The sequence below is a fragment of the Bradyrhizobium sp. LB14.3 genome (assembly GCF_040547985.1).
Lineage (GTDB): Bacteria > Pseudomonadota > Alphaproteobacteria > Rhizobiales > Xanthobacteraceae > Bradyrhizobium.
This window is the reverse complement of sequence record NZ_JBEPQT010000008.1, coordinates 225,765-248,641: the sequence shown is the minus strand read 5'-3', so window position 1 is coordinate 248,641 and position 22,877 is coordinate 225,765. Positions and strand designations below refer to the sequence as shown.

The following is a 22,877-nucleotide window of genomic DNA, read 5'->3' as shown; positions in this document are numbered from 1 at the left end:
GCAATGCGCGCCGACAAGACCGACCAGAGCTTCACTTCAATGATCTATCTGGCCGCGGCCGCGATAAACTCCAGATGAATCCCAACAGACCCTAGTCCGTCTCGATCGGCAGCGCCGGATCCCTTGCCCACTCGCCCATCGAGGCGTCGTAGAGCGTCAGCTTGTCGTAGCCGAGTTGCGTCAGCAGCAGCAGGTCGATCGTCGCCGAGATGCCGCCGCCGCAATAAAGGATCACATTCTTGTCGCGGGTGACGCCTGCCGCGGCGAATTTAGCCTCGGCATCGGCAAGCGTCGTCAGCGTCTTGTCGGCATTGGTGAGCGTTGCCGCTGATACGTTGACGCTGCCGGGAACGCGACCCGGCCGGCCGTAGCGGCTCGGGTCGAGGCCGCGATGAAATTGCGGACTGAGCGCGTTGACGATAACAGTCGCGGGATCGCCAAGCCGCGCCTTCACGGCGGTCTTGTCGACGAACAAGCCTTCGCGCGGTGTGGCCTTGAAGGTCGTGGCCGGATATCCCTTCGGGGCGCCCATCTCGACCGGCCGCCCCTCTTCCTTCCATTTGTCGAGGCCGCCGTCGAGCACGCGTGCATCGACACCGAGTGAGCGCAGCATCCACCAGAACCGCGTCGACCACATCATCGTGCCGATGCTGTAGAGCACGATGGTCTTGCTAGCATCGAGGCCGTGGCGGCCAAAGGCGGCCTCCAGCTGGGCTACGCCAGGCATCATGAAGAACTGTTGCGCGGAGGTGTCGGAGAACTCGCCTTGCAGCTCGAGAAAATCGGCGCCCGGGATGTGGCCGGCCTCGAACGTCTTGTCGCCGGGGACGGCGCGATAGGGCACGTCGCTGCCTGATGGCACCGGCTCGTTGTAGGTCGTGCAGTCGTAGAGGCGAAGGTTGGGGTCGCCGAGCTGGGCTGCGAGTTGCTCGGCGGTGATGAGGGGGTTCGGTTGGGTCATTGACTACTTCCCTATCGAGGGAGTGTAGCTCTCTCCACTCGTCATTGCGAGCGCAGCGAAGCAATCCCGTCTGCCTCCGAGGAAAGACTCTGGATTGCTTCGCTGCGCTCGCAATGACGAATGTGTGGCAACACCGCGGCTACGCCTTCAACGTCTCCAGAAACCGCACCGGCCCGCCCTGCGACGCCGTCACGAGGTCGCCCTGCCACATCACCCGGCGGCCGCGGATGAAGGTGCCGACGGGCCAGCCTGTAACGCGGACGCCGTCATAGGGGGTCCAGCCGGCCTTGGACGCCACCCATTTGTTGGTGATGGTCTCGCTGCGCTTGAGATCGACGATGGTGAAGTCGGCGTCATAGCCGGCCGCGATGCGGCCCTTGCGGGCCATGTTGTAGAGGCGCGCGGGGCCGGCGCTGGTGAGATCGACGAATCTTGCCAGCGACAGGCGGCCGGCATTGACGTGATCGAGCATGAGCGGCACCAGCGTCTGCACGCCGGTCATGCCGGAGGGCGAGGCAGGATAGGTCTTCTGCTTCTCTTCCAGCGTATGCGGGGCGTGGTCGGAGCCGAGCACGTCGATGATGCCCTGCTCGATGCCGCGCCAGATCCCGGCGCGATGATCGGCGCCGCGCACCGGCGGATTCATCTGCGCCAGCGTGCCGAGCCGCTCGTAGCATTGAGGCGCAACCAGCGTGAGATGATGCGGCGTCGCCTCGCAGGAGGCGACGTCCTTGTGGTCGCGCAAAAACTCGATCTCCTCCTTGGTGGAGATGTGCAGCACATGGATGCGCTTGCCCGTCTCGTGCGCGAGCTTGACCAGGCGCTGCGTCGCCATCAGCGCCGCGGTCTCGTCGCGCCACACCGGATGCGAGCGCGGATCACCCTCGATGCGCAGCGATTTGCGGTCGTTGAGGCGGTACTCGTCCTCGGCGTGGAACGCGGCGCGGCGGCGGATCACCTGAAAAATGCGGCGCAGGCTTTCGTCGTCCTCCACCAGCAGCGCGCCGGTCGAGGAGCCGATAAAGACTTTGACGCCGGCGCAACCCGGCGCACGCTCCAGCACCGGCAAGTCCTGCACGTTTTCGCGGGTGCCGCCGATGAAGAAAGCGAAATCGCAATGCATGCGATGATGGGCGCGCTTCACCTTGTCGGTGAAGGTGGCCTCCGTCACGGTCAATGGCGAGGTGTTCGGCATCTCGAACACGGCGGTGACGCCGCCCATCACGGCGCTGCGGGAGCCGGTCTCGAGGTCTTCCTTCTGCTCCAGCCCGGGCTCGCGGAAATGCACCTGCGTGTCCATGACGCCGGGCAGGATGTGCAGGCCCTTGCAGTCGATCATTTCGGCGGCGGAAGCCTGCGACAGCGCGCCGATCTCGGCGATGCGGCCATTGACGACGCCGATGTCGCGGGCTCCCTCGCCGTCCTGGTTGACGACAGTGCCGCCCTTGAGGATCAGGTCGAAACGCTGGGTCATGGCTGGAGGCCTCTCTCGTCCCCAAGCGCAGGGCTTGAGGTCTTGTCGTTTTTGCCTTGCGGGCTTACGTTCCGGAGCAACATGTCGCAAGAGATTTTCGTATGAAATCAGCGTTTCTTCCCGACCGGGGCGTGGTGAAGGTCGCGGGCGAGGACGCGCGCAACTTCCTCAATGGCCTCGTCACGACCGATGTCGACAAGCTCAAGCCGGGCCTGGGGCGATTCGGCGCGTTGCTGACGCCGCAGGGCAAGATCACCGTCGATTTCCTGATCACGGAGGCGCCTGCCGGCCATGGCGGCGGGTTCCTGATCGATTGCCCGAAGCCGCTTGCCGACAGCCTCGCCACCAAACTGAAATTCTACAAGCTGCGCGCCAAGGTCACAGTGGAAAACCTGTCCGACGATCTCGGCGTGCTCGCGGCCTGGGACGGCAAGCCCGCGGCCCAGCCCGACCTCGCCTTCGCCGATCCGCGCAATGGCGAACTCGGTTACCGCATCCTGATCCCTGAAGATCTCAAACAGAAGCTCTCCGATCTGATCGGCGCCGAGCTGGTCGACGCCGCCGCATACGAGGCCCACCGCATCGCGCTCGGCGTGCCGCGCGGCGGGCTCGATTTCATGTACAGCGATGCGTTCCCGCACGAGACCAACATGGACCGCCTTTCCGGCGTCGATTTCGACAAGGGCTGCTATGTCGGCCAGGAGGTCGTCTCGCGCATGCAGCATCGCGGCACCGCGCGCACCCGCAGCGTCAAGGTGCTGCTCGAGGATCTCTCGCCTGAGCTCGGCGTCAGCGTTCTCGCCGGCGACAAGCCGGTCGGCACGATGGGCTCGTCGGCGCAGGGCAAGGGTATCGCGCTGGTGCGCATCGACCGTGTCGCCGATGCGCTCGATGCGGGACAGGCGCTGACTGCCGGTGGCCTCGCTGTGAGGCTAGCGGACCCTGACGTTGTCCGCATTCCAGCCAAGCAGCCCATCGCATGAGCCGTGCCCCTCGCCTGCATCCCGACGGAATCACGCGCTGCCCCTGGCCCGGCGAAGATCCGGTCTACGTCGCCTATCACGACACCGAATGGGGCGTGCCGGAATATGACGACCGCGCGCTCTATGAAAAGCTGATCCTCGACGGTTTCCAGGCCGGCCTGTCCTGGATCACGATTTTGCGCAAGCGCGACAATTTCCGCAAAGCCTTCGACGATTTCCAGCCGGAGAAGATCGCGCGCTACAACGAGAAGAAAGTCCACGCGCTGATGAACGATGCCGGCATCGTGCGCAACAAGGCCAAGATCGACGGCGCGATAGCAAGCGCGAAATCCTATCTCGATATCATGGAGAAGGGCCCCGGCTTCTCGAAACTGCTGTGGGACTTCATGGACGGTAGCCCTAAGGTCAATCATTTCAAGACCACCGCGAGCGTGCCGGCCTCGACGCCGCTCTCCATGCAGATCTCCAAGGAGCTGTCCTCGCGTGGGTTCAAGTTCGTCGGCCCGACAATCGTCTATGCCTTCATGGAGGCGACCGGCCTGGTCAACGATCATCTCGTCGACTGCCATTGTCACGCGAGCTGCGGCAAGACGCAGCGCAAGCCTCGCCTCAAATCCAAATGACGGCCAAGAAGTCGTCACGCGATGTGGCGTCCCGCGCCTGGCAGCGCATGCTGTCGGGCCGGCGGCTCGATTTGCTCGATCCCTCCCCGCTCGACGTCGAGATCGGCGACATCGCGCATGGGCTGGCGCGTGTCGCCCGCTGGAACGGCCAGACCATTGGCGCGCACATCTTCTCGGTCGCGCAGCACACGCTGCTGGTGGAAACCGTGATGCGGCACGAGATGCCGCGCGTCGACCAGCGCATGCGGCTTGCCGCGCTGCTGCATGACGCGCCCGAATACGTCATCGGCGACATGATCTCGCCGTTCAAGGCCGTGCTCGATGGCCATTACAAGGCGGTCGAAAAACGCCTGCTCGGCGCCATCCACATCCGGTTCGGGCTACCGCCGGTGCTGGCTGACGAGATCACGCTGGCGATCAAGGCCGCCGATCGCGGCGCGGCCTATCTGGAAGCCACCGAGCTCGCCGGCTTCAGCGAAAGCGAGGCCAGGCGCCTGTTCGGCCGCGATCCGGGCCTGTCCGACAGCGTCCGGCGCGACTATCTCACGCCCTGGACGGCGGCCCGGGCGGAGAAGCAGTTCCTGGAGCGGTTTGGCGCGGTATTTGCGTGAGCGTTGTCGCGGGTTAGAGTCCTGTAGGGTGGCAAAGGCGCCCTCGCGCCGTGCCCACCAATTTTCTCCAAATGCGACGAAAGTGGTGGGCACGCTTCGCTTTGCCCACCCTACGAACGCCCGCTATAATCTGCGGAAAAGGTCCGCCATGATTCACGTCTGTTCCCTCGCCGCCCTTCCCGAAACCGTCCGTCTCACCAAGGCCAGTCACGTGCTGACCGTAATGGCCAATGTCGAACAGGTCGCGCGGCCGGTGTCGGTGCTGCCGGCCAATCATCTCAAGGTGTCGATGGACGACATCACCGAGGAGATCGACGGCTTTGTCGCGCCGTCCGAGAGCCATATCGAGCAGGTGCTGAACTTCGTGCGCGGCTGGGACCGCGGCGCAGCGCTGGTGGTGCATTGTTATGCCGGAATCAGCCGCTCCACCGCGAGCGCCTTTGCCGCCGTCTGCGCGCTCAATCCGGATCGCGACGAGACCGAAATCGCGAAGAAGATCCGCGCGGCTTCGCCGATCGCCTCGCCGAACCGGCGCATCGTCGGCCTCGCCGACCGTGCGCTGGGGCGCAACGGCCGCATGCTGCGCGCACTCGACGAGATGGGCCCGGGCGCGATGACGGTCGAGGGCCGCCCCTTCGTGATCGAGCTCGAATGAGAAGAGAGTCGAATAGCAGCCCCAACGGGACTGCGCTCCCTCTCCCGCTTGCGGGAGAGGGATGGGGAGAGGGTATCTCCGCATCGGGACAGTCCCCCAGAGGAGAAAGCCCTCACCCGGCGCTGCGCGCCGACCTCTCCCGCAAGCGGGAGAGGTTGCAGCGAGCCCGCGGCGAGACCGGCTCAATCAACCTTCTCACAACACCGGCGATCGCCACCGCATGAGCGACAAGCTCCTGACGCCGATCGAGATCGGCCTGACTGCTGCGATCGTCGCGATCGAAGATCATGAGCCGCTGATCCTCACCGCGCGCGGCAGCGACGGACTGGCCGGACTGCCGTTCGGCCCGTTCGATGCGCCGAGCCATCGCACTTTCGAGATCGGCCTGCGGGCCTGGGTCGAGCAACAGACAGGCCTGCGGCTCGGCTATGTCGAACAACTCTACACGTTTGGCGATCGCGGCCGGCATGCCGAGGCCGGCGATACCGGCGCGCACATGGTGTCGATCGGCTATCTCGCACTGACGCGCGCCGTCGGCGGCGAACTCGCAGCCACGAGTGCGAGCTTCGCGCCGTGGTATCGCTTCCTGCCCTGGGAAGACTGGCGCGAGGAGCCGCCGGCGATCATCGCGCGCGACATCATCCCGGCACTGACAACATGGGCCGAAGAGGAGACGCCGGAGACGACGCGCGCGCTGCCGCGCCGGGATCGCGTACGGTTCTATTTCGGTCTCGACGGCGCGCCCTGGGACGAGGAGCGTGTGCTGGACCGTTACGAGCTCCTGTACGAGGCCGGACTGATCGAGGAGGCACGGCGCGACGGCCGCCCCGCGGCATTAGCGCGCAAGACGCTTCCCGCGCTCGGCACATCCATGCGCTTCGACCACCGCCGGATTCTTGCGACAGCGATCGCGCGGCTACGCGCAAAACTGAAGTATCGTCCTGTGGTCTTTGAACTTTTGCCCGCCGAATTCACACTCACCGAATTGCAGCACACGGTGGAGGCGATCTCCGGCCGCCACCTGCACAAACAAAATTTCCGCCGCCTGGTCGAAATGGAAGCCCTGGTCGAACCGACCGGAGTGATGTCGACACAGACGGGCGGACGTCCGGCGGCGCTCTACCGCTTCCGTCGCGACGTGCTCCAGGAGCGGCCCGCGCCGGGCTTGCGCGTTCGCTCCCGGCGATGAGCATGATCCGGAAAAGTGCGTAGCGGTTTTCCGAGCAAGATCATGCTCGAAACTAGGATTCTTAAGATTTGCGCGATCGGCCCCTGCCCGCCGATTGCCTGGAGGCTTTATGTTCGACGGCCCGTTCGACGTCTTCGCGCTGATCATTGCGATCATCGCTTTCATAATCGCGATCAAGGCCTCCAGCCAGGCGGCCGGGCTGCGACGACGGCTGAGCTCGCTCGAAGAGATGTTTTACGCGCAGCGGCAAGTGCAGCCGCCGCCACTGATACCCGCGCCGCCGGTGCGGGCCGAAGCGCCCGCAGCAACTTCCGAAGCGCCGCCGCCGCTTGCGCCCGACGCCGAGGCGCCGCGCCCTCCCGTCACGGAGGATGTTTCACCGCCTCCGCTCGCAGCGAGCACCGAGGCCGACGCGCCGCCGCCGCTGCCTGCACCCGCGCCCGGCTTCGAGGAACGGCTCGGCACGCGCTGGGTGGTGTGGATCGGCGGCCTCGCGCTTGCGCTCGGCGGCTTCTTCATGGTGCGCTATTCGATCGAGGCCGGCCTGGTCGGCCCCGGCGTGCGCGTGTTCCTCGGCGGCGTGTTCGCGCTGGCGCTGCTTGGTGCCGGCGAGTGGTCGCGGCGCAAGGAGAGCATCTCCAACATCGCCGCGCTGCCGATCGCCAACATTCCCGCGATCCTCACCGCGGCAGGCACGGCGGTGGCATTTGCGACCATCTACGCGGCTTACGCGCTCTATGGCTTCCTGGTGCCCGCGACCGCTTTCGTGCTGCTCGGCCTCGTCGCGCTCGGCACGCTGGCCGCGGCGCTCTTGCACGGGCCCGCGCTCGCGGGCCTCGGCGTGGTCGGCGCCTTCGTGACGCCGATCCTCGTCTCCAGCGGCAAGCCGGACTATTGGGCTCTCTACATCTATCTCGCCATCGTCACCGCCGCGAGCTTTGGCCTCGCCCGTATCCGGCTGTGGCGCTGGCTTGCAGTCACGACAATCGCCTTCGCCGTGCTCTGGATCTTCCCGGGTCTCGGCACCAGCGAATTGCAGGTCGCGCCGCACGCTTTCCACGTGATCGCAGGCTTTGTCCTCGCGGCCCTGCTCGTCGTCTGCGGCTTCATGTTCGGCCCGACGATCGAGGACGGAGAGATCGAGCCGGTCTCGTCGAACTCGCTCGGCGCCTATCTGTTCGGCGCGATGCTGATCGTGCTGTCGAGCGCGCATGCGGATCTGGCGCTGATCGCCTTCACGCTGCTCGTCGGCGCGACGCTGCTCGTCGCCTGGCGCGCGCCGGCGGCTACGGGTGCGCTGGGCGCGGCCGCCGCGACCGTCTTCATCGTATTCGCCGAATGGGCGGTGCGCGCCAATCCCGACATGCTGGTGCTGCCGGGCGGCCCCCTGGCCGGCATCGCACCGACAGCGACCGACAGCGCGGTGACGCTGCATCTGGTGATGGCGGCGGTCTTCGCCGCCGGCTTCGGCATCGCGGGCTTCCTCGCGCAGGGACGCTCGAACTCGGCGATCATTCCGGTGGTGTGGTCGGCCGCGGCTGTCGCGACGCCGATCGCGATCCTGGTCGCGCTCTACGCACGCATCGCGCATCTCGACCGCTCGATCCCGTTCGCCATCCTCGCAGTGCTGCTCGCCGCCGCCTTTGGCGCAGCCACCGAAGCGCTAGCGCGCCGCGAGACCCGGCCGGGCGGCAAGATCTCCACGGCCTTGTTTGCGACCGGCACGCTCGGTGCGCTGGCGCTGGCGCTGACGTTTGCGCTGGAGAAGGGCTGGCTCACGATCGCACTGGCGCTGATGTCGCTCGGCACCGCCTGGATCTCGATGCAGCGGCCTATCCCGTTCCTGCGCTGGCTGGCCGCGATCTTCGCTGGGCTGGTCACCGCACGCATCGGCTATGATCCGCGCATTGTCGGCGACGCCGTCGGGACTACGCCGATCTTCAACTGGCTGTTGTGGGGCTACGGCTTGCCGGCGGCATCGTTCTGGGCAGCGAGCCTGTTCCTGCGCCGCCGCGGCGACGACGGCCCGCTGCGCATGGTCGAGAGCGCCGCGATCCTGTTCACCGCGCTGCTCGCCTTCATGGAGATCCGCCATTTTGCGACCGGCGGCAACATGACGGACGCACCGTCGCTGCTCGAATGCGCGCTGCAGGTCTGCGTTGCGCTGGCCATGGCGATCGGGCTGGAGCGCTTGCGACTGCGCAGCCGCAGTATCGTGCACAATGTCGGCGCGGTCGTGCTCACGACGATCGGCGGGCTCGTCAGCGTGTTTGGCCTGTTGATCCTGGAGAACCCGATGCTGTGGCGCACCGATGTCGGCGGCGCCGTGTTCAACCTGCTGCTGCTCGGCTACGCGCTGCCGGCGGTGCTGATGCTGCTCTTGTCCTATGCCGTGGTCGGCAAACGCGGCAAGGCCTACGCCAACACGATCGCGGGTGGCGCGCTGCTGTTCGCGCTTGCCTATGTCACGCTGGAGATCCGCCGCTTCTATCACGGCCCAATCCTCTCCACCGGGGCGACGACGGGCGCCGAGCAATACACCTATTCGATCGGCTGGCTCGGCTTCGGCGTGGTGCTGCTTGGCGTCGGCATTCTCGTCAATTCGGAGCGGGCGCGGCTGGCGTCGGCCGCCGTGATCGCGCTGACGATCCTGAAGGCCTTCGTCATCGACATGTCGACGCTGACGGGCGTCTACCGCGCGCTGTCGTTCATGTGCCTCGGCATCGTGCTGGTCGCGATCGGCTGGCTCTACCAGCGCATCCTGTTCCGGCGGCAGGTCGCACCGCCGCCGGCTCCGCAGACAAGCATTTGAGGATCAGGCCGCGCGGACCGATTCCAGGAACTGCGCGACCTCGACCTTGAGCCGGGTGCTGTCGGTCGCCAGCGATTTCGCCGCCGACAGCACCTCGTTCGAAGCCTCCCCGGTCTCGATCGCACCGCGCTGCACGTCGGTGATGTTCGACGAGACCTCCTGCGTGCCGACCGAGGCCTGCTGCACGTTACGCGAGATTTCCTGCGTGGCGGCGCCCTGCTGCTCGACGGCGGCAGCGATGGCCGCGGCCACCTCGGACAGCCGCTCGATGGTGCCGCCAATCTCCTGGATGGCACTGACCGATTCCTGCGTCGCCGCCTGGATGCCGGAGACCTGCGCCCCGATCTCACCGGTTGCTTTCGCGGTCTGCTCGGCCAGCGCCTTGACTTCGGAGGCCACGACCGCGAAGCCGCGGCCAGCCTCGCCGGCACGCGCGGCCTCGATGGTCGCGTTCAGCGCCAGCAAATTGGTCTGGCCCGCGATGGTGTTGATAAGTTCGACGACGTCGCCGATACGGGACGCCGCCTGCGACAGCGCGTTGACGCGGTCGTTGGTCCGCGTCGCCTGTTCGACGGCTTCCGCTGCCATCCGTGCCGAATCCTGCACGCGACGGCTGATCTCGGTGATGGAGGACGACAGCTCCTCCGAAGCGGATGCCACCGCCTGCACGTTGGTGGAGGCTTCCTCGGACGCGGCTGCGACGACGGTCGCCAGCTCCTGTCCGCGCTGCGCGGTGTTGGTCAGCGTCGACGCGGAGGCCTCGAGTTCGGTCGAGGCGGAGGAGACGGTGCCGACGACCTCGCCGATCATGGCTTCGAATTTGCGGGTGATGGCGTCGACGCGGCGGCCGCGCTCGATCTTGGCTTCGGCGTCGTGCGCGGCGGCCTCGTCGGCGGCCTTCTTGGCGATCAGCGCCCCCTTGAAGATCTGGAGCGCATCCGCCATCGAGCCGATCTCGGTCCGCTCGCCGCGATGCGGCACATCGGCCGAGAGATCGCCTTCGCCGAGCGACTGCATCGGGCGGATGATTGAAGCGATGCCACGGGAAACGTCGCGCACGAGATAATAGGCGGCGCCGATCGCGATCACGACCGAGAGCACGATGATGCCGACCAGCACGCGGAAGATCATGGCATAACTGTCGGCCGCCTGCTTCGTCTCCAGCTCGGCGCCCCGGTTGTTGAGCTCGATGCCCTTTTGGAGCAGCGGATCTGCAGCCTGGGCCATCTTCGCCACCTTGGTCTGCAACAACTCGTTGGCATCAGTCGGGAAATGGCCAACGCCCTTGCGCGACAGCGCCATCACGTCCTGCACGCCGATCAAATATTCGGCCCACGCCTTGGCCCACTGCCCGTAGAGCGAGCGCTCCTCCGCGGTGGTGATCAGCGGCTCGTAGACCTTGCGGGTCTGGTCGATGCGTGCCTGCAGCGAGGCGAGGCGCTTCTCGGCGGCGTCCTTGCCCTCAATGGTGTCCTGCATCAGATGCAGGCGGAGCGCGACGCGCAGCTCGTTGATGTCGGCGCGAAGCGAGCCGAGCGCGCGCACGCCGGGCAGCCAGCTCTCCGCGATCTCGACCGTATGGGAATTGATGTTCTGCATGGTGCCGATCGCCGTCACGCCGACACCGGCGAGCGAAAGAACCAGGACCGACAGCACGACCAAAAGCTTGAAGACGATCGACAATTTCGACATCACGACAAATCCCGATGATACCTAGCAACGCACAGATCACCCGCCGTAATCGCCACGACGGTGGCGAGACGGAGGTCAGTTCAACAATGCTGGCTGGTTCTTATCCCGTGAGATTGCTCCCATAGTTGCAAACACCCGTTAACAGGAGCCTACGTAAAACTACGGGATGGGCCTAACCGTCACTATTTCTCCTGCAACTGTCTGTTGCAGCTGCAACGGCGCCTCATGCTGCGACGCGCAGCGCTACGCTTGCGTCGCAGCATTCAACCTAAGTGGCCGCCGTCATGCAGCCCGCACCGACTCCAGGAAGCGCGCGACCTCGCTCTTCAGTCGGTTGCTCTCCTGCGACAGCGATTGCGCGGCCGAATGCACCTGCGCCGAGGCAGCCCCGGTTTCGCCTGCGCCGCGCTGGACGTCGCCGATATTCGCCGAGACTTCGGAGGTGCCGTGCGCGGCGTGCTGAATGTTGCGGGAGATCTCCTGCGTGGCGGCGCCCTGCTCCTCGACCGCGGCGGCGATGGCCGACGAGATTTCCGACATCCGCGCGATGGTGTCGCGGATCTCCTTGATCGCACCGACTGAGTCTTGCGTCGCGGTCTGGATCGCACCGATGTGCTGGCTGATTTCGCCGGTGGCTTTCGCAGTCTGCTCGGCGAGCGCCTTCACCTCGGTTGCGACCACGGCAAAGCCCTTGCCGGCTTCGCCCGCCCGTGCCGCCTCGATCGTCGCGTTGAGCGCCAGCAGATTGGTCTGGCTGGCGATGGTGTTGATCAGCTCGACCACGTCGCCAATGCGGGAGGCGGCCTTGGTCAGCTCGGCGACGCGCCCATTGGTGCGCTGGGCCTGCTCGACGGCGACGTCGGCGACACGCGCCGATTCCTGCACCTGACGGCTGATCTCGGAGATCGAGGAGGTCATTTCCTCGCTCGCGGAAGACACCGACTGTACGTTGGCGGAAGCCTCTTCGGAGGCCGCCGCCACGACGGTGGCAAGCCCGTTGCCGCGCTCGGCGGCCTGCGTCAGCGTGTTCGAGGATGCCTCGAGCTCGGTTGCCGCCGACGACACGGTCTCGATGATCTCGCCGACCGCGCCCTCGAAATTGTCGGCGAGCTCCTGCATGTCGGCCTTGCGCTGCTGGCGACCGCGCACATCGGCTGCGACCTGCTCAGTGCGCAGCCGCTCGGCCTCCGCCATGTTGGTCCTGAACACCTCGACGGCACCAGCCATCTCACCGATCTCGTCCCTGCGCCCGATGCCGGGAACGGAAGTCGAAAGCTCGCCGCGCGCAAGCCGCGTCATCGCACCGACCATGCCGGCAAGCGCTTTCGAGATCGAGCGTCCCAGGAGGAAGCCGACCGCGGCGAGCACCACAACGGTGACGCCGAAGGCGACGGCCATCCACAGGCGTACGGAATCGCGGGTCGCAGCTTCCGCCGCCTCGGCCTGCTTATACAGGTCTTCGACTGTGTTGCGCACCTCGATCATACCCGGTTCTAACCCACGGAACGTCTTCATCATGCTGGCGTCGAGTGCCGCGGTTTGCTGCGCCGTCTCCGCCCAGGACGCGAACTCGGACTGATATTTCTGCAGCTCGGCCGTGACCTCGTTCATCGCCTCCGTAGGGATTGCGACGAGCTCTATCGCCTTGGAGAATTCGGCTGCGGCCTTCTTCATCTCGACGATGTATTTTGGGTCGCGCCGCAGCATGAAATCCTTCTCGTGCCGACGCATCATCAGCATCCAGCTCGTGGTCCGCGGATCGTCGATCTCCTTGAGCTTGGCCTCGATGTCGTGCACCGCGGCGCGGAGCGAGCCGGACAGGCCCAGGGTCTCATTCAGGCCGAGCCGGGTCTCGGCGCCGACCAGCGCATTGAAGTCCGACGCATAGCGCTTGAAGCCGCCCTGCGCTTCCTTCATCCTCTCGGAGAGCGTACTCATGCCGCCGGCCGCCATCAGCCGCTCGACCTCGTCGAAATCGCGGTTGATCGGGCCGATCAGCTCGGCATGCGCCTTGGCGTAGCTTTCGTTGCGGCGCTGCTGAAAGTTCTTCTCGTTGCGCCGCGCCTCCAGCATCTCGATCGAGAGCTGCTTGTTCAGATCGGCGATCGCACGAGCGCGGTTGGCGACGGCTCGGGAGGCGTCCTGGGAGAGGCTGCCGATCTGGTAGATTGCGCCGAAGGCGGCGAGACCGACCAGGCCGAAGAGTCCGATGGCCATGACCTTGTGAGTGAGACGGATGGAAAGGCCGCTCATGAGTGTGCTCCAATACGTCGATACGCAATACAAGGAGGGCGACTCAGCGCCCGGAATATTGCGGGGATCATGACCGCATCGGTTTTCCGCAAGGTTAACCCTGCGCGGTCTTCGTCACGGCGCCGCAATGTGCCCCCGCGCAAACGCCGCGCTTGTACGCGCGGCGGTTGCAGTTCTCTCAGGACATGCCCCGTCAAGCTGCGCGGACGGTATCGAGGAACTTGCCGACCTCGAGCTTGAGCCGGTTGCTGTCGCCGGACAATGACTGTGCGGCTGCCAGCACCTGCGACGATGCCGAACCGGTCTCGCTCGCGCCGCGCTGCACGTCGGTGATGTTGGACGAGACTTGATGGGTGCCTTCCGCCGCCTGCTGCACGTTGCGGGAAATCTCCTGCGTCGCCGCGCCCTGCTCCTCGACGGCCGCCGCGATGGCCGAGGAAATCTCCGACAGCTTTTCGATGGTGTCGCTGATGTCCCTGATGGCGCCGACCGAATGCTCGGTCGCGGTCTGGATGCTGGCGATCTGCTGGCCGATCTCGCCGGTCGCCTTCGCGGTCTGCTCGGCCAGCGCCTTGACCTCGGAAGCGACCACGGCAAAGCCGCGGCCGGCCTCGCCGGCACGTGCCGCCTCGATGGTCGCATTGAGCGCCAGCAGGTTGGTCTGGCCGGCGATGGTGTTGATCAGCTCGACCACGTCGCCGATCCGCGTCGCGGCCTTGGACAGTTCGCTGACGCGCTCGGTCGTGGTGCGGGCCTGGCCGACGGCCTCGCTTGCCACACGCGCGGATTCCTGGACTTGCCGGCTGATTTCCGTAATCGAAGATGACAGCTCTTCCGTTGCCGACGCCACCGACTGCACGTTGGTCGAGGCTTCCTCCGAGGCTGCCGCAACCACGGTCGTGAGCCGTTGCGTGCGCTCGGCGGTCGAGGTCAGCGTCGTGGCGGACGCTTCGAGCTCGGTCGAGGCCGACGACACCGTTCCGACGATCTCGCCGACGGCGCCTTCGAAACTGTCGGCAAGCTTGCGCATCTCGGCCTTGCGCTGCTCGGCCGCCATCTGATCCTGCCGCATCTTGGCTTCCGCTTCCTCGCGCGCTTTCTGCTCGGATACCAACTTGAACTTTTCGACCGCGCCGGCAACGCCGCCGACCTCGTCCTTACGGCCGAGGCCAGGTAGCACCACGGCGAAAGTCGCCGCCAGCGAGCTTCTCCATCGCGGCAGTCAGGGCGCGCATGGGACGGGCAATGCTGAAGATCGAGAAGACGCAGGCGCCGATCAGGACGAACGCGACCACCACAGCGGCGATGAACGACGTCCGCGCAACGGACGCAGCCTCTGCTTCCGCCGCCGTGCGCGCCTCTGCACTTTTCTGCTTGGCGAAATTCGTGATCTCGTCGGCGAGTTCCGATATTTCTGCGTTGATCGGAGCCAGCACTTCCTTGCGGATGTGGTCGACCTCAGCAGTCAGCTTTGCCAATTGCGTCGCCGCTTCGCCGTCCTTCTTTGACTCAAGCGCGAGCTCCTGCTTGTGGATCGCCTCGATCTGCTGCGCGCCCTTCTGGAAATTGCCGATCAACACGGTCAGGCGGTCGATACGCTTGTGGTTCTCCGGCGATTGCGAGAGCCTTGCCATTTCACCGGAGAACTTCAGGGCCGCCGTCTGCCGGTCGTTGAAATAGCTGGTGGCCTTCTGCATCTCGGTCGGCGAGCCGGACGTCAGGATGTCGCGAATGCCGATCTGCATTCCCCGCACCGACGCCTTCGCTTCCGCGGCGTTTTGCGCGACCGCCTGCTGTCCCGATGCGCCATTGCTGAGCTTCTGGACCTCGGCGCCTCCGCTCATCTGGAGCAGGATCATCAGCGCGACGAGCGCGAGGGTCAGCGCCGAGGTGATGGCGAGCTTGGTGCCGATTCGCAGGTTCTGAATGAACATCATCGAAAAATCCCCGGGATACGCATTGTCGCCGCGACGAAGCGCGTGAATAGCGTGGGAGACTAGTCTGCGAGCTTTCCATTAACGTTAAGCGGGAGGCGACACCGCTTGGGTAGAAATACTGAATATGCAGCTCCAATTGCAGGATTATCGCAACCATTCCGCGCAATCGAAACATGCTTCGCGAATTTACGGAGGTCACGTGCGTTAACGTCGATCCCTTGCGCGAGCGCGTCATCGCTGACGGAGCGGATTTCGCGTTCGGCTTGCGTCTGCGCGCGATGCCGCCGTCAGGCGGTGCGCACGTGTCGGGGACAACCGCCGCGATGGTCACCCGCTCGCCCCGCAGGTCAGTCGATGCGGTTGGGAAGCGGATGGCTCTCACCTACGAGACTGATACGAAACACCGGCTTCTTGTTCTCGTCGAGCAGCTCCATGCGCCATTCGGCGTTCGGCTTCAGGCTGCGCGAGATGCCGCCGAGCAAATTGGCGCAGACCTCGGTCATCTCGGTCCAGGCCGCGGCACGATCCTCGAACTCGTATGGCTGGTCGGCAGCGCCGGAATAGCGGCCGGTGCTGATACGGAAGAAATACAGCGACATCGTCGAACCCTTTTATCGGGCCGCGCCCCCGGCCGTACGCAAATTGGGGCGCGAACAGCTACCAACGCATAAAAGCCGCCGCCCGTATGACTACGGCGCGGCGGCTTCGTGTTCGACGGCAGCTCTCAACGACAAAGTGCGCGGACTATCCCGCGCAGCAAACTCACTGGGTCGAGCGGCGCAGCTCCAGCGGGGCGTCGTTCTTGGCGGGCTCTGATTTGGCTTCCGGCTTCACCGGCTCGAGCCGGCTGCTCTCCACGCGCGGGGTCTCGACGCGCGCGGCGACTTCGGTATTGGACGCACCGACCGAACCCGTGTGTTCCGGGGTGCGCAGCGAGCGCGGCCGCGCCGCGGCGCGCGCCATCAGCATCTGGTTGCCGCCCTGGTGATGGAAGTCGCAATAGGCGAAGCCCATCCCCGACACCGAGCCACGGAAACTGCGATCGTCGGTCTTTTCAAGGTTGAAACAGGGCTCGAACGGAATGCCCTTGATCGAGGCGCAGACGTTCTGGCCGCGGATCTGAAGCGTGTTGCCGGGCAGGCGGAGATGCTTCACCGGACCTGCGCCCGAGAACTGCACGGCGCCGGCGGCGCCGAGGTCGTCCAGGATGCGGCCTGCGCCGCGGGTGCCGTCAAAACAGGTGAACGCAAACACCTTGCCGGCGACGAAGCGGCGCGCCTCGTCGGCATTCATGCCACCGGCAATGGCCGGCGCAAACGTCACGGCCGCCGTGACAGCCCCCAACACAATACGCGCAAGCATGCTCAACTCCGAACCACCCCCGCAGCGGGCTATGCCTTGTCCCTTTACCTGCTGCTTACCATACTAACCATGGCGACATTGAAGCAGCTTGGTTGGTAAAGTCTGAACGTCGTTAGACAATTTTTACCACGATGCGACCGCGGACCTGGCCGGCGAGGATTTTCGCGCCCCACTCGGAAACTTCGGAAAGCGGAATTTCGTGAGTGATTTCAGCTAGTTTTGTCCGATCCAGATCGGACGCCAGGCGTTGCCAGGCGGCTTTCCGCGGCTCCATCGGGCACATCACGGAATCGATGCCGAGAAGGCACACCCCGCGCAAAATGAAGGGTGCAACAGAAGACGGCAGGTCCATGCCGGCAGCCAGGCCGCACGCCGCAATCGCGCCGCCGTACTTCGTCATCGACAGCAGATTCGCGAGCGTGGTCGAGCCGACACTGTCGACGCCACCAGCCCAGCGTTCCTTGCCAATGGGCTTGGCCGCCGCCGACAATTCGTTGCGGTCGATCACCTCAGTTGCGCCGATCTCCTTCAGATAGTCGGCTTCGGACGCACGGCCGGTGGACGCGATGACGTGATAACCGAGCTTCGAGAGCACGGCGGTCGCAACCGAGCCGACGCCGCCGGCCGCGCCCGTCACCACGACCGGACCACTCTTCGGCGACAGCCCGTGCTTCTCCAGCGCCAGCACGGACAGCATCGCGGTGAAGCCGGCGGTGCCGATCGCCATGGCGTCGCGCGCCGACAGGCCCTGCGGCAAGGCGACCAGCCAGTCGCCCTTCACCCGCGCCTTCTCGGCATAGGCGCCGAGATGGGTCTCGCCCATGCCCCAGCCGGTGCAGACAACCTTGTCGCCCGCCTTCCACTGCGGATGCGAGGACTGCTCGACCGTGCCGGCGAAATCGATGCCGGCAATCATCGGGAAGCGGCGCACCACCGGCGCCTTGCCGGTGAGCGCGAGGCCGTCCTTGTAGTTCAGCGTCGACCATTCCACGCGAATGGTGACGTCGCCCTCCATCAGCTCAGCTTCGTCGAACTGCGTGAGCTGCGCGGTGGTGCCCTTGTCGGCCTTGTCGATCCGGATCGCCTTGAAACTGGCCATAGCAAAACTCCCTGACTTGTTTCAGGGATGTTTAGCCGATCAGGCAGGCTGCGCAACCGCTCGGACGACAGGTTTCTCCACGATCGGAAGATTGATCAGCGCGGAGAGCACGCCAAACAGGATCGAGAGCCACCAGATCGGCGTGTAGGAACCGAACCGCTCGAACACGATGCCACCGAGCCAGACGCCGAGGAAGCCGCCGACCTGATGGCTGACGAAGGCAAAGCCATAGAGGGTGGCGAACCAGCGCGTGCCGAACATCAATGCGACCAGCGCCGAGGTCGGCGGCACCGTCGACAGCCACGTCAGGCCCGAGACCGCACCGAACGCGATCGCCGAGAACGGCGTGATCGGGAACGAGATGAAGGCAAGCGTCGCAAGCGCGCGGGTAAAATAGATGGTCGAGAGGATGTAGCGCTTGGGTAGTGAGTTCTGGAGATAGCCGACGCTCAGCGATCCCATGATGTTGAACAGGCCGATCGCCGCGATCACCCAGCCGCCGGTTTGCGTGGAGATGCCGCTATCGACCAGGAAGGCCGGCAGATGCACGGTGATGAAGGCGAGCTGGAAGCCGCAGGTGAAGAAGCCGAGCACCAGCAGCACGTAGGAGCGATGGCCGAAGGCCTCCGCGAGTGCTTTGGTGAAGGTCTGCTCGTCCGCTGGCGCCGCGGTGGCTGTGCTTGCGACCGGTGGAGTCGAGAGCGCCAGCGACAGCGGGATGATCAGCAGCATCAGAAAGCTGAACACGGTGAGCGCCTGCTGCCAGCCGAAATTGTCGATCAGCGCCACGCCGATCGGTGCGAACAGAAACTGCCCGAACGAGCCCGCCGCGGTGCCGGCGCCAAGCGCAAGGCCGCGCTTTTCCGCCGGCAGCAGCTTCGTGAACGCCGACAGCACCAGATTGAACGAACAGCCGGCAAGGCCGAAGCCGACCATGACGCCCGCACCGATGTTGAGCGACAGCGGCGTCGAGGAGTAGCGCATCAGGATCAGGCCGCCGGCATAAAGCAAAGCGCCGACGCTCATCACCCGGAACAGGCCGAAGCGATCGGCGACTGCGCCGGCGACGGGCTGGCCCAGTCCCCACAGCAAATTCTGAAAAGCGATGGCGAGGCCGAACACGTCGCGGCCCCAGGCGAACTCGTGGCTCATCGGCTGCACGAAGAAGCCCAGCGCCGAGCGCGGGCCGAAGCCGAGCATGCCGATTGCACAACCGCAGAGAATGATGATTGCCGGCGTGCGCCAGGAGGAGGAACGCGAAACCGGACCGAGCTTGCCCGCTTGAATCGACATGGTGTTCCTCATCAGTCAGCGGCGCACCCAGAATAGGCTACGAGTCAGGCGTTTAATGCAGGTGCATGAAAATCCCAAGTCAAAAATGATTGCGTTCCACGAAGGGCTGTCGCGGGAGCATTGCGTCTCGCCGAGACCTCCTGGGCGAGATGCGCCATGCCTTGACGAGAATGTGTGCGGCGGGACCTAGCGACCCTCTCCACGACGTGTTATCTTTGATTTACTCAGATTGAGCATATAAGATGGTCCGCCCGCCCTCTCGGCCGGATTTCTCGGGCTCGTTATATGCTCATGTTGAGCATAGCTGCACGTACGGGAGGCTTCAATGCCGCTAACTGGAATTTACGGCCCCGACGACTTTGCCAACCGGCCGCAGGGCCAGGTCATCGCCTCGCCTCGGGCTGCGCCTGCGCGAACCGGACCTCCGCTGCCGATGCCTTCGCTGGAATGGACGCCGGAGGTCGAACGCGCCACCGCACCGCTCTATGAGCGCGTCAAGCGCGTGATCCCGCCAATCGAGTGGCCGCTGATGGCGCCGACCATCAAGGCGATCAACGAGCTGAAGCGCGCGCGGGGCGCGGTGATCCTCGCGCACAATTACCAGGCGCCGGAGATCTTCCACTGCGTCGCCGACATCGGTGGCGATTCACTCCAGCTCGCGGTCGAAGCCACCAAGGTGAAGGCCGACATCATCGTCCAGTGCGGCGTGCACTTCATGGCGGAGACGTCAAAGCTGCTCAATCCGGACAAGATGGTGCTGATCCCTGATACGCGCGCCGGCTGCTCGCTCGCCGCCAGCATTACCGGCGCGGACGTTCGCCTGCTGCGTGAAAAATTTCCCGGCCTGCCCGTCGTTGCCTATGTCAACACCTCGGCGGAGGTGAAGGCCGAGGTCGACATCTGCTGCACCTCCTCGAACGCCGTGCAGGTGGTCGAGAGCCTGGGCGTGCCAAGCGTGATCTTCCTGCCCGATCGCTATCTCGCCACCTACGTGGCTTCGAAGACCGACGTGAAAATCATCGCGTGGAAGGGCGCCTGCGAGGTGCACGAGCGCTTTACGGGCGCGGAGCTGCGCAGCTACCGCGAGGCCGATCCCTCCGTGCAAATCATCGCGCATCCCGAATGCCCGCCGGACGTGCTGGCTGAGGCCGACTTCACAGGCTCGACCGCGCACATGATCAACTGGGTGCGCGAAAAGCGGCCGCGGCGGCTGGTGATGATCACGGAATGCTCGATGGCCGACAATGTGCGCGCCGAGCTCCCCGATGTGGAGATGCTGCGCCCCTGCAATATCTGCCCGCACATGAAGCGCATCACACTCGCCAACATTCTGGAGAGCCTGCTGACGCTCCGCGAGGAGGTGACGATCGATCCCGCGCTCGCGGAACGCGCAAGGCGTTCGGTCGAGCGGATGATCAATCTGACGAATTGAGAGCACGACATGCAAGATAACATCGATAACCTCACCCGTTCCGACGACGTCGTCATCGTCGGTGGCGGGCTTGCCGGATTGTTCTGCGCGCTAAAACTCGCGCCGCGACCGGTGACATTGATCTCGGCCGCGCCGCTGGGACAGGGCGCGTCGTCCGCATGGGCGCAAGGCGGCATCGCGGCGGCACTAGCCGAAGGCGATACGCCGGAAGCACATGCTGCGGATACGATTTCGGTCGGCGGCGGCCTCGTCGACGAAGCGGTGGCACTGGGAATCGCGCGCGAGGCCGCCCCACGGGTTCACGATCTTCTCGCCTATGGCGTGCCGTTCGACCGCGATCTCGAAGGCAAGCTCGCAGTGGGGCGCGAAGCCGCACACTCCGCGCGGCGCATCGTGCACGTGCGAGGCGATGGTGCGGGGGCGGCCATCATTGCGGCGCTGAGCGATGCCGTGCGGCGCACGCCGTCGATCCGACTGATCGAAGGTCTCGTCGCCGAAGCGCTGTTGACGGAGGATGGCGCCGTCACCGGCCTTCAATTGCGCGAAGCCGGCAATTTCGCCGCCCAGCCGGTCCTGCTCGCCGCGCGTACGGTGGTGCTCGCCACCGGCGGCATCGGACATCTCTACGCCGTCACCACCAATCCGCGCGAGGCCAGCGGATCCGGCCTTGCGATCGCCGCGCGCGCGGGCGCGGTGATTGCAGATCCCGAGTTCGTGCAATTCCACCCGACCGCCATCATGGCCGGACGCGATCCGGCGCCGCTCGCGACTGAAGCGCTGCGGGGCGAAGGCGCGACGCTGATCAACGGCCATGGCGAGCGTTTCATGGCGGCGCGCCATCCGCTTGCCGAGCTCGCACCGCGCGACATCGTGGCTCGCGGGGTATTCGCGGAGATCGCGGTCGGGCGCGGCGCCTTCCTCGATGCGCGGCAAGCGCTGGGCGCGCGCTTCGCCGAAAGATTTCCAACGGTGCATGCGAGCTGCATCGCCGCCGGCATCGATCCCGCCACGCAGGCCATCCCGATCGCACCGGCGGCGCACTATCACATGGGTGGCATCGCGGTGGACGATCGCGGCCGCAGCTCGATCGACGGGCTCTGGGCCGGCGGCGAAGTGTCATCCACCGGCGCGCATGGTGCCAATCGCCTCGCCTCGAATTCACTGTTGGAGGCCGTGGTCTACGCCGCGCGCATCGCCGACGACATCGCCGGGCGCACGATCCCCTCGCCTGCCCGTCTTTCGGACGTGGTGATGCCGCGCGGCGGAGCGCCGGATGCTGCGGCCGCGAAGCGGCTGCGGACGATGATGAGCGCGCATGTCGGCGTGATCCGCGACGGCGACGGGCTCGCCGAAGCGGTTCGCAGCTTCGCCACGCTCGAACGCGAGGCCACAAGTATCGCAATCTGCAACATGGCAACGGCAGCCCTGCTTCTGGCGGCCTCCGCCTGGAACCGGCGCGAAAGCCGCGGCGCGCATTTCCGGTCCGACCATCCGGCCGATGTACCTGCGCTGGCACGACGCACCATGACCACGCTCTCGGCGACACGCGAGGTCGCGGACAGCTTGACCGAACGTCCGCTCCCACGCACCGCGCAACCTATAATCGCCTGAAGGAAAACCCCATGATCGCCCCGACTTCTCTGCTCTATCCCGACGCCTTCCTCTCCTCGCTCGCGATCGACGAGGCCGTGCAGCGCGCGCTCGGCGAGGATCTCGGCCGCGCCGGCGACATCACCTCGCTGGCGACGATTCCCGAAGCAACCAAGGCGCAGGCGATCCTGGTCGCGCGCCAGTCCGGCGTGATCGCGGGATTGCCGCTGGCGCTCGCAACCTTGCAGAAATTTTCACCCGACATCGAGGTGCGCGCACATGTTCGCGACGCCGCGCGCGTCGCCCGCGGCCAGCAGGTGCTGACGATCTCGGGGCCGGCACGCGCCATTCTCACGGCGGAGCGGACCGCGCTGAATTTCGTCGGCCGCCTGTCGGGCGTTGCGACGCTCACGGCGGACTACGTTGCACGCACCGAAGGCACCAGGATGCGGATCTGCTGCACGCGAAAGACCACGCCGGGATTGCGGGCACTGGAGAAATATGCGGTGCGCTGCGGAGGCGGCTTCAATCACCGCTTCGGCCTCGATGATGCGATCCTGATCAAGGACAATCACATCGCGGTCGCCGGCGGCATCCGCCCCGTGCTCGAGCGCGCCCGCGCCCATGCCGGCCATCTCGTCAAGATCGAGATCGAGGTCGATACGCTGTCGCAGCTGCGCGAGGTGCTCGACACCGGCCTCGCCGATGCCGTCCTGCTCGACAACATGGACAATGCGACGCTGCGCGATGCGGTCAGGCTCAACGAGGGGCGCCTCAAACTGGAGGCCTCCGGCGGCGTCACGCTGGATTCGATTGCTGCGATCGCAGCGACCGGCGTCGATTACGCGTCGGCAGGCGCGTTGACGCATTCGGCGCCGAATTTCGATTGCGCGTTGGACATCGAAGCTTAG

General features: G+C 65.5%; 17 protein-coding genes and 1 pseudogene. 9 read left to right on the top strand and 9 right to left on the bottom strand.

Annotated features, from left to right (window positions below):
• Positions 1-91: 91 nt before the first annotated feature.
• Both ABIB00_RS18250 and ABIB00_RS18245 read right to left on the bottom strand, forming a co-directional pair.
• Positions 92-961, bottom strand: coding sequence for a sulfurtransferase (locus ABIB00_RS18250; protein ID WP_354105302.1), 870 nt, complete (start codon positions 959-961; stop codon positions 92-94).
• A gap of 139 nt (positions 962-1,100) precedes the next feature.
• Positions 1,101-2,435 (bottom strand): dihydroorotase, encoded by a 1,335-nt coding sequence (locus tag ABIB00_RS18245; protein ID WP_354105301.1) that lies wholly within the window; start codon positions 2,433-2,435, stop codon positions 1,101-1,103.
• Positions 2,436-2,536: 101 nt separating this feature from the next.
• On the opposite strand from ABIB00_RS18245, the gene ygfZ reads away from it, so the two are divergent.
• From ygfZ to ABIB00_RS18215, 6 genes are all read left to right on the top strand, one after another.
• Positions 2,537-3,418 carry a CAF17-like 4Fe-4S cluster assembly/insertion protein YgfZ gene (ygfZ, locus tag ABIB00_RS18240; protein WP_354105300.1) on the top strand — a complete coding sequence of 294 codons (882 nt, stop codon included), beginning with the start codon at positions 2,537-2,539 and terminating at the stop codon, positions 3,416-3,418.
• Positions 3,415-4,041, top strand: a complete 627-nt coding sequence (locus ABIB00_RS18235) for a DNA-3-methyladenine glycosylase I (protein ID WP_247340249.1) — start codon at positions 3,415-3,417, stop codon at positions 4,039-4,041. Before ygfZ ends, ABIB00_RS18235 begins: the two co-directional genes overlap by 4 nt.
• Positions 4,038-4,652, top strand: a complete 615-nt coding sequence (locus tag ABIB00_RS18230; protein ID WP_247340251.1) for a YfbR-like 5'-deoxynucleotidase — start codon at positions 4,038-4,040, stop codon at positions 4,650-4,652. The genes ABIB00_RS18235 and ABIB00_RS18230 overlap by 4 nt, the downstream gene beginning before the upstream one ends.
• Positions 4,653-4,800: 148 nt before the next feature.
• Entirely contained in the window at positions 4,801-5,307 is a 507-nt protein-coding gene (locus ABIB00_RS18225; protein ID WP_247440872.1) for a tyrosine phosphatase family protein, read from the top strand.
• A gap of 220 nt (positions 5,308-5,527) precedes the next feature.
• Positions 5,528-6,496 carry an NUDIX hydrolase gene (locus tag ABIB00_RS18220; RefSeq protein ID WP_354045878.1) on the top strand — a complete coding sequence of 323 codons (969 nt, stop codon included), beginning with the start codon at positions 5,528-5,530 and terminating at the stop codon, positions 6,494-6,496.
• Between the two features lie 109 nt (positions 6,497-6,605).
• Positions 6,606-9,308, top strand: a complete 2,703-nt coding sequence (locus ABIB00_RS18215) for a DUF2339 domain-containing protein (protein WP_354105299.1) — start codon at positions 6,606-6,608, stop codon at positions 9,306-9,308.
• Positions 9,309-9,311: 3 nt separating this feature from the next.
• On the opposite strand, the gene ABIB00_RS18210 is transcribed toward ABIB00_RS18215, so the two are convergent.
• The 7 genes and pseudogenes from ABIB00_RS18210 to ABIB00_RS18180 form a co-directional block, all read right to left on the bottom strand.
• Positions 9,312-11,000, bottom strand: coding sequence for a methyl-accepting chemotaxis protein (locus tag ABIB00_RS18210; protein ID WP_354105298.1), 1,689 nt, complete (start codon positions 10,998-11,000; stop codon positions 9,312-9,314).
• 282 nt (positions 11,001-11,282) lie between these two features.
• On the bottom strand, positions 11,283-13,253 hold the full coding sequence (locus tag ABIB00_RS18205; protein WP_354105297.1) for a methyl-accepting chemotaxis protein: 1,971 nt from the start codon (positions 13,251-13,253) through the stop codon (positions 11,283-11,285).
• Positions 13,254-13,446: 193 nt separating this feature from the next.
• Positions 13,447-15,190, bottom strand: a pseudogene (locus tag ABIB00_RS18200) (methyl-accepting chemotaxis protein).
• A 347-nt stretch (positions 15,191-15,537) separates the two neighbouring features.
• Positions 15,538-15,789: a DUF6894 family protein gene (locus ABIB00_RS18195; protein WP_247340271.1), complete on the bottom strand. Its 252-nt coding sequence runs from the start codon at positions 15,787-15,789 to the stop codon at positions 15,538-15,540.
• Between the two features lie 163 nt (positions 15,790-15,952).
• On the bottom strand, positions 15,953-16,552 hold the full coding sequence (locus ABIB00_RS18190) for a hypothetical protein (protein WP_354105296.1): 600 nt from the start codon (positions 16,550-16,552) through the stop codon (positions 15,953-15,955).
• 112 nt (positions 16,553-16,664) lie between these two features.
• Positions 16,665-17,651, bottom strand: coding sequence for an acrylyl-CoA reductase (NADPH) (acuI, locus tag ABIB00_RS18185; protein WP_354105295.1), 987 nt, complete (start codon positions 17,649-17,651; stop codon positions 16,665-16,667).
• Positions 17,652-17,690: 39 nt separating this feature from the next.
• The gene (locus ABIB00_RS18180; protein WP_354105294.1) at positions 17,691-18,944 is read right to left on the bottom strand and encodes an MFS transporter; all 1,254 of its coding nucleotides are present in this window, start codon (positions 18,942-18,944) and stop codon (positions 17,691-17,693) included.
• 325 nt (positions 18,945-19,269) lie between these two features.
• On the opposite strand from ABIB00_RS18180, the gene nadA reads away from it, so the two are divergent.
• The 3 genes from nadA to nadC are packed head-to-tail and all read left to right on the top strand — an operon-like array spanning position 19,270 to position 22,877.
• Positions 19,270-20,376 carry a quinolinate synthase NadA gene (nadA, locus tag ABIB00_RS18175; RefSeq protein WP_354105293.1) on the top strand — a complete coding sequence of 369 codons (1,107 nt, stop codon included), beginning with the start codon at positions 19,270-19,272 and terminating at the stop codon, positions 20,374-20,376.
• Between the two features lie 9 nt (positions 20,377-20,385).
• Complete coding sequence (locus ABIB00_RS18170; protein WP_354105292.1) at positions 20,386-21,987, top strand: L-aspartate oxidase; 1,602 nt, start codon at positions 20,386-20,388, stop codon at positions 21,985-21,987.
• Between the two features lie 11 nt (positions 21,988-21,998).
• A complete protein-coding gene (gene nadC, locus ABIB00_RS18165; RefSeq protein WP_354105291.1) occupies positions 21,999-22,877 on the top strand; it encodes a carboxylating nicotinate-nucleotide diphosphorylase in 879 nt (292 codons plus the stop codon).

What these genes read in the sequence shown, in the direction of transcription:
- ABIB00_RS18250 (WP_354105302.1), bottom strand. Translation starts at nt 961, where the DNA reads ATGACCCAACCGAACCCCCTCATCACCGCCGAGCAACTCGCAGCCCAG.
- ABIB00_RS18245 (WP_354105301.1), bottom strand. Translation starts at nt 2,435, where the DNA reads ATGACCCAGCGTTTCGACCTGATCCTCAAGGGCGGCACTGTCGTCAAC.
- ygfZ (WP_354105300.1), top strand. Translation starts at nt 2,537, where the DNA reads ATGAAATCAGCGTTTCTTCCCGACCGGGGCGTGGTGAAGGTCGCGGGC.
- ABIB00_RS18235 (WP_247340249.1), top strand. Translation starts at nt 3,415, where the DNA reads ATGAGCCGTGCCCCTCGCCTGCATCCCGACGGAATCACGCGCTGCCCC.
- ABIB00_RS18230 (WP_247340251.1), top strand. Translation starts at nt 4,038, where the DNA reads ATGACGGCCAAGAAGTCGTCACGCGATGTGGCGTCCCGCGCCTGGCAG.
- ABIB00_RS18225 (WP_247440872.1), top strand. Translation starts at nt 4,801, where the DNA reads ATGATTCACGTCTGTTCCCTCGCCGCCCTTCCCGAAACCGTCCGTCTC.
- ABIB00_RS18220 (WP_354045878.1), top strand. Translation starts at nt 5,528, where the DNA reads ATGAGCGACAAGCTCCTGACGCCGATCGAGATCGGCCTGACTGCTGCG.
- ABIB00_RS18215 (WP_354105299.1), top strand. Translation starts at nt 6,606, where the DNA reads ATGTTCGACGGCCCGTTCGACGTCTTCGCGCTGATCATTGCGATCATC.
- ABIB00_RS18210 (WP_354105298.1), bottom strand. Translation starts at nt 11,000, where the DNA reads ATGTCGAAATTGTCGATCGTCTTCAAGCTTTTGGTCGTGCTGTCGGTC.
- ABIB00_RS18205 (WP_354105297.1), bottom strand. Translation starts at nt 13,253, where the DNA reads ATGAGCGGCCTTTCCATCCGTCTCACTCACAAGGTCATGGCCATCGGA.
- ABIB00_RS18195 (WP_247340271.1), bottom strand. Translation starts at nt 15,789, where the DNA reads ATGTCGCTGTATTTCTTCCGTATCAGCACCGGCCGCTATTCCGGCGCT.
- ABIB00_RS18190 (WP_354105296.1), bottom strand. Translation starts at nt 16,552, where the DNA reads ATGCTTGCGCGTATTGTGTTGGGGGCTGTCACGGCGGCCGTGACGTTT.
- acuI (WP_354105295.1), bottom strand. Translation starts at nt 17,651, where the DNA reads ATGGCCAGTTTCAAGGCGATCCGGATCGACAAGGCCGACAAGGGCACC.
- ABIB00_RS18180 (WP_354105294.1), bottom strand. Translation starts at nt 18,944, where the DNA reads ATGTCGATTCAAGCGGGCAAGCTCGGTCCGGTTTCGCGTTCCTCCTCC.
- nadA (WP_354105293.1), top strand. Translation starts at nt 19,270, where the DNA reads ATGCCGCTAACTGGAATTTACGGCCCCGACGACTTTGCCAACCGGCCG.
- ABIB00_RS18170 (WP_354105292.1), top strand. Translation starts at nt 20,386, where the DNA reads ATGCAAGATAACATCGATAACCTCACCCGTTCCGACGACGTCGTCATC.
- nadC (WP_354105291.1), top strand. Translation starts at nt 21,999, where the DNA reads ATGATCGCCCCGACTTCTCTGCTCTATCCCGACGCCTTCCTCTCCTCG.